The 4,504-nt window shown below is 65.3% G+C and carries 4 protein-coding genes; 3 read left to right on the top strand and 1 reads right to left on the bottom strand.

What is annotated here, in order from left to right; translation table 11 throughout:
- Nucleotides 1-1,314: leucyl aminopeptidase (locus IC50_RS33245; protein ID WP_035715380.1), on the bottom strand; the 1,314-nt coding region annotated here is incomplete at its 3' end.
- A gap of 337 nt (nucleotides 1,315-1,651) precedes the next feature.
- On the opposite strand from IC50_RS33245, the gene lptF reads away from it, so the two are divergent.
- From lptF to IC50_RS33230, 3 genes are all read left to right on the top strand, one after another.
- Nucleotides 1,652-2,821: an LPS export ABC transporter permease LptF gene (lptF, locus tag IC50_RS33240; RefSeq protein WP_035715378.1), complete on the top strand. Its 1,170-nt coding sequence runs from the start codon at nucleotides 1,652-1,654 to the stop codon at nucleotides 2,819-2,821.
- The gene (gene lptG / locus IC50_RS33235; protein ID WP_035715376.1) at nucleotides 2,818-3,915 is read left to right on the top strand and encodes an LPS export ABC transporter permease LptG; all 1,098 of its coding nucleotides are present in this window, start codon (nucleotides 2,818-2,820) and stop codon (nucleotides 3,913-3,915) included. Before lptF ends, lptG begins: the two co-directional genes overlap by 4 nt.
- The coding region (locus IC50_RS33230) for an LptA/OstA family protein (protein ID WP_035715375.1) at nucleotides 3,915-4,504 on the top strand (590 nt) is incomplete at its 3' end. The genes lptG and IC50_RS33230, both read left to right, overlap by 1 nt.

Raw genomic sequence — 4,504 nt, 5'->3', positions numbered from 1 at the left:
GCGCCCGCCGGTATTCTTCATGTCGGCGAACTGGGAATCGATCAGCTTGTCGTATTCGGGGCCGAGCGGCATCCGCCAGACCTTCTCCCCGCTCTCGACGCCGGCCACGAGCAGCCGGTCGGCGAGCTCGTCATTGTTGGAGAACATGCCGGCATGCTCGGTGCCGAGCGCCACCATGATCGCGCCGGTCAGCGTCGCCAGATCCACCATGAATTTCGGCTTCACTTTCTTGGCGACGTACCAGAGCACGTCGGCCAGCACGAGGCGGCCCTCCGCGTCGGTATTGATGATCTCGATGGTCTGACCGGACATCGAGGTGACGATGTCGCCCGGCCGCTGCGCGTTGCCGTCGGGCATGTTCTCGACGAGGCCGATGGCGCCGACCACGTTGACCTTGGCTTTGCGTGCAGCGAGCGCATGCATCAGGCCGACGACGCAGGCCGCGCCTCCCATGTCGCCTTTCATGTCCTCCATGCTGCCGGCCGGCTTGATCGAGATGCCGCCGGTGTCGAAACAGACGCCCTTGCCGACGAAAGCGACCGGTGCCTCGCCCTTCCTGGCCCCGTCCCAGCGCATGATCACGGTGCGGCTCGGCCGCACCGAGCCCTGGCCGACGCCGAGCAGCGCGCCCATGCCGAGCTTCTGCATCGCCTTGACGTCGAGCACCTCGACCTTGACGCCGAGCTTGCGGAGCTGACCGGCGCGGCGTGCGAATTCCTCGGGGAAAAGCACGTTCGGCGGCTCGTTGACGAGGTCGCGCGCGATGATCACGCCGTCGATGACGTGGCCGGCCGAGGCGAACGCCTTCTTCGCAGCGCCGGCATCGCCGACCGCAAGCGAGACGTCGGCGCGCGAACCGGCCTCCTCGCCCTCCTTCTTCTTGGTCTTGTAGCGGTCGAACTTGTAGGCGCGTAAGCGAAGGCCCGAGGCGATCGCCACCGCCTGCTCGCTCGTCATGGCGCCGCCGGGCAGTTCCGCCATGACGGTCATGGCGGTGGTGCCGGAGGGCAGCTTGCTCGCCGCCACCCCGCCGAATTTGAGGAAATCGTTCGCCTTCAGGCCGGTCGCCTTGCCGGCGCCGATCACGATCAGCCGGGTCGCCTTCACGCCCTCCGGCGCCAGAATGTCCAGCGCGGCCCCGGTTTTGCCTTTGAAGGCGGCCGCGGCAGCCGCGCGCTTCACAAGGTCGACAGCGCCACCCAGCGCCTTGGCCGTCGCCGGGCCGAGCTTCAGGCCGTCGTCACAGAATACGACCAGGATGCCACGGGGGGCGGCAGACAACGGGACAAAGCCGACCTTGATGGCATCGGACATGGATAACTCCTCCAAAATATGGGGCTTTTCGTCGTTCGGAAGTTCCAGCCACAAACCGGAGCTGAACGGCGATTCACAGGACTTTCGCCACTATGGGCCACCCGCCCGGCAGATGCCAAGCACCGCCGTGGCCGTCGGGCCACAAATGGGAAATATTAACCATATGATGAGGGTGCCACGGGGCAGCCATTTTGTTGACGGATCAAAGGGATGGTAGTGAGAGAATGAGCTGGCGGAAGAGCTGCTGGCCAACCTTGGGGATCCCCTGACCGGGATTGGTTGGACAGCCGGAGCTCCGGCTTGCGATGGGGCTTGGTGGGAATTCGTGCGGTAGCGCATGGGGTCGATCGATAGGTATATCTTCCGCACGACGCTGGCGTCGTTCGCGCTGGTCCTGATCAGCCTCACCGGCGTGATCTGGATTACGCAGGCGTTGCGCGGCATCGACCTGATGACGAGCCAGGGCCAGACCATCCTGACCTTCCTCGGCATCACCGGCCTGGTCATCCCGGCCCTGGTCCTGATCATCTCGCCGATCGCGCTGATGATCGCGATCTCGCACACGCTGAACAAGCTCGCGACCGATTCCGAGATCATCGTGATGAATGCCGCCGGCTTCTCGCCGTTTCGGCTGTTCCATCCGTTCTTCTATGCCACCTGCGTGGTGGCGCTGCTGGTCGCCTTCATCGCGGCCTATCTTGCTCCCGACGGCATGCGGCGGATCAAGCAGTGGGACGCCGAGATCACGGCGGACGTGCTCACCAACATCCTCCAGCCCGGCCGCTTCGCCCAGCTCGACAAGAACCTCACGATCCGGATCCGCGAACGCCTGCCCGGCGGCATCCTCGCCGGCATCTTCATCGACGACCGCCGCGATCCGAACGAGCGCGTCTCGATCGTGGCCGAGCATGGCGAGGTCGTGAAGAACGACACCGGCTCGTTCCTGGTGCTGGAGACAGGCAATCTCCAGCGCTTCGAGGCGGGCAAGCGCGATCCGGCGCTGGTGGCCTTCGGCCGCTACGGCTTCGACATGTCGAAGTTCTCGGGCCAGGGCCGCGACGTCACCCTCGGCATCCGCGAACGCTACCTCTGGGAGCTGTTCTCGCCGTCCGAGGACGATCCCGTCTACAAGCAGATTCCCGGCCAGTTCCGTTCGGCCCTGCACGACAGCATCCTGGCGCCGATCTATCCCTTCGCCTTCGCGGTACTGACCTTCGCCTTCCTGGGGGCGCCTCGCACCACCCGCCAGAGCCGCAATTTCTCGATCGGCTCCGCGATCCTCGCGGTGTTCGGCCTGCGCATGGCCGGCTTCGCCTGCTCAGTGATGGCGGTGAAATCTCCGGGCGCGGTGCTGGTCCAATACGCGATGGTCATGGGCGCCATCGGCCTTGGGCTGTGGATGATCATCGGCGGCGTCGTGGTCGAGCCGCCCCCTGGCCTGATGGAGGCCATCAACAGGTCGAACGCTCGTATCGCCCGCCTGTTCGGACGCCCGGCCACCGCATGAGCATGCTCACCAACACACTCGGGCGCTATTTCGCCGGCCGCTTCGTGGTGGCGGCGCTCGGCGTGTTCGCCAGCATCTTCCTGCTGCTGGTCCTGGTCGACTACATCGAGATGGTGCGCAAGACCTCCGGCCTCGCATCCGCCTCCGCGATCATGGTGGCCGAGACCTCGCTGTTCCGGGTGCCGCAGCTTTTGGAGAAGCTGACGCCGTTCTGCATGCTGATCGGCGCCATGACCTGCTATCTCGCCCTCTCCCGCCGGCTCGAGCTCGTGGTGGCGCGCGCCGCCGGCATCTCCGCATGGCAGTTCATCTCGCCGGCGCTCGGCAGCGCGCTCCTGATCGGGGTGATCGCCACCGTCGCCTACAATCCGATGTCGGCCAATCTGCGCGAGGCCTCCAAGCGCATGGAGGCGGAGCTGTTCGGCTCGGCGCCCGGCGGCGGCATCCAGGACGCCTCCGGCTTCTGGCTCAACCAGGTGACCAGCGACGGCCAGACGATCATCAATGCGGCGCGGAGCGAGCAGCAGGGCATCCGGCTGACCGGGCTCACGCTGTTCCGGTTTGACTCGGACCAGCACTTCAGGGAACGGGTCGAGGCGCGCGAGGCGACGCTCGAGGCCGGCCGTTGGCTGTTCAAGGGCGTCCGCCGCTTCTCGCTGGATGCACCACCGATCGAACAGGCCAGCCTGGAGATTCCAACCACGCTGACCGAGGCTCAGGTCCGCAACAGCTTTTCCACACCCGAAACTGTGTCATTTTGGCAACTACCGAGCTACATCCGCTCCTCCGAGAGCTCTGGCTTCGCGACAGCCGGATACCGACTCCAGTATCAGAAGCTTCTGGCACAGCCGTTTTTGCTCGCGGCCATGGTGATGCTCGCGGCCTCCGTGTCGTTGCGCTTCTTCCGGATGGGCGGCGTGCAGAAGATGGTTTTGAGTGGCGTGGGCGCAGGCTTTCTGCTCTACGTTCTGTCGAAAGTAACTGAGGATTTGAGCAAGGCTGAGTTGATGCATCCGATCGCTGCGGCGTGGTTGCCCGTTGTGGTGGGCGGCCTCACCGGCTTTTTGGCCTTGCTCTATCAGGAGGACGGATAGTGACTGCCGTCCACCGAGGGCTCGTGTCTCGTCTGACGCGGCGCACGTCGGTGCGCGCGAACGGGCGTGGCTGGTCGATCCGCAGATTCCTGATTGCTGTCGTCGCGGCTGCCTCGCTCGGCGGATTGATCGACGCTGCCGCCGTGGCGCCGGCCGGCGCCCAGAGCTTCACCTACAATCCGCTGCCGCCGCGTCCGAAGCCGCCGAAGGTCGTCAACGACAACCAGATGCTGGTTCAGGCGACCGAGGTCGACTACGACTACAACAATTCGCGCGTCTCCGCGGTCGGCAACGTCCAGCTGTTCTACAACGGCACCAGCGTCGAGGCCGACAGGGTCATCTACGACCAGAAGACCAAGCGGCTGCATGCCGAAGGCAACATCCGCATGACGGATGCCGACGGCAAGATCACCTATGCCGAGATCCTGGATCTCTCCGACGATTACCGCGACGGTTTCGTCGATTCGCTGCGCGTGGACACGGCCGACCAGACCCGCATGGCCGCGAGCCGCGCCGACCGCTCCAGCGGCAACTACACGGTGTTCGAGAACGGCGTCTACACGGCCTGCGCGCCGTGCAAGGACGATCC

It is taken from the genome of Bradyrhizobium genomosp. I (2014) (assembly GCF_000261685.1).
In the GTDB taxonomy this organism is placed as follows: Bacteria; Pseudomonadota; Alphaproteobacteria; order Rhizobiales; family Xanthobacteraceae; genus Bradyrhizobium.
The sequence above is the reverse complement of the archived record's forward strand: the minus strand, read 5'-3'. Positions and strand labels throughout refer to the sequence as shown.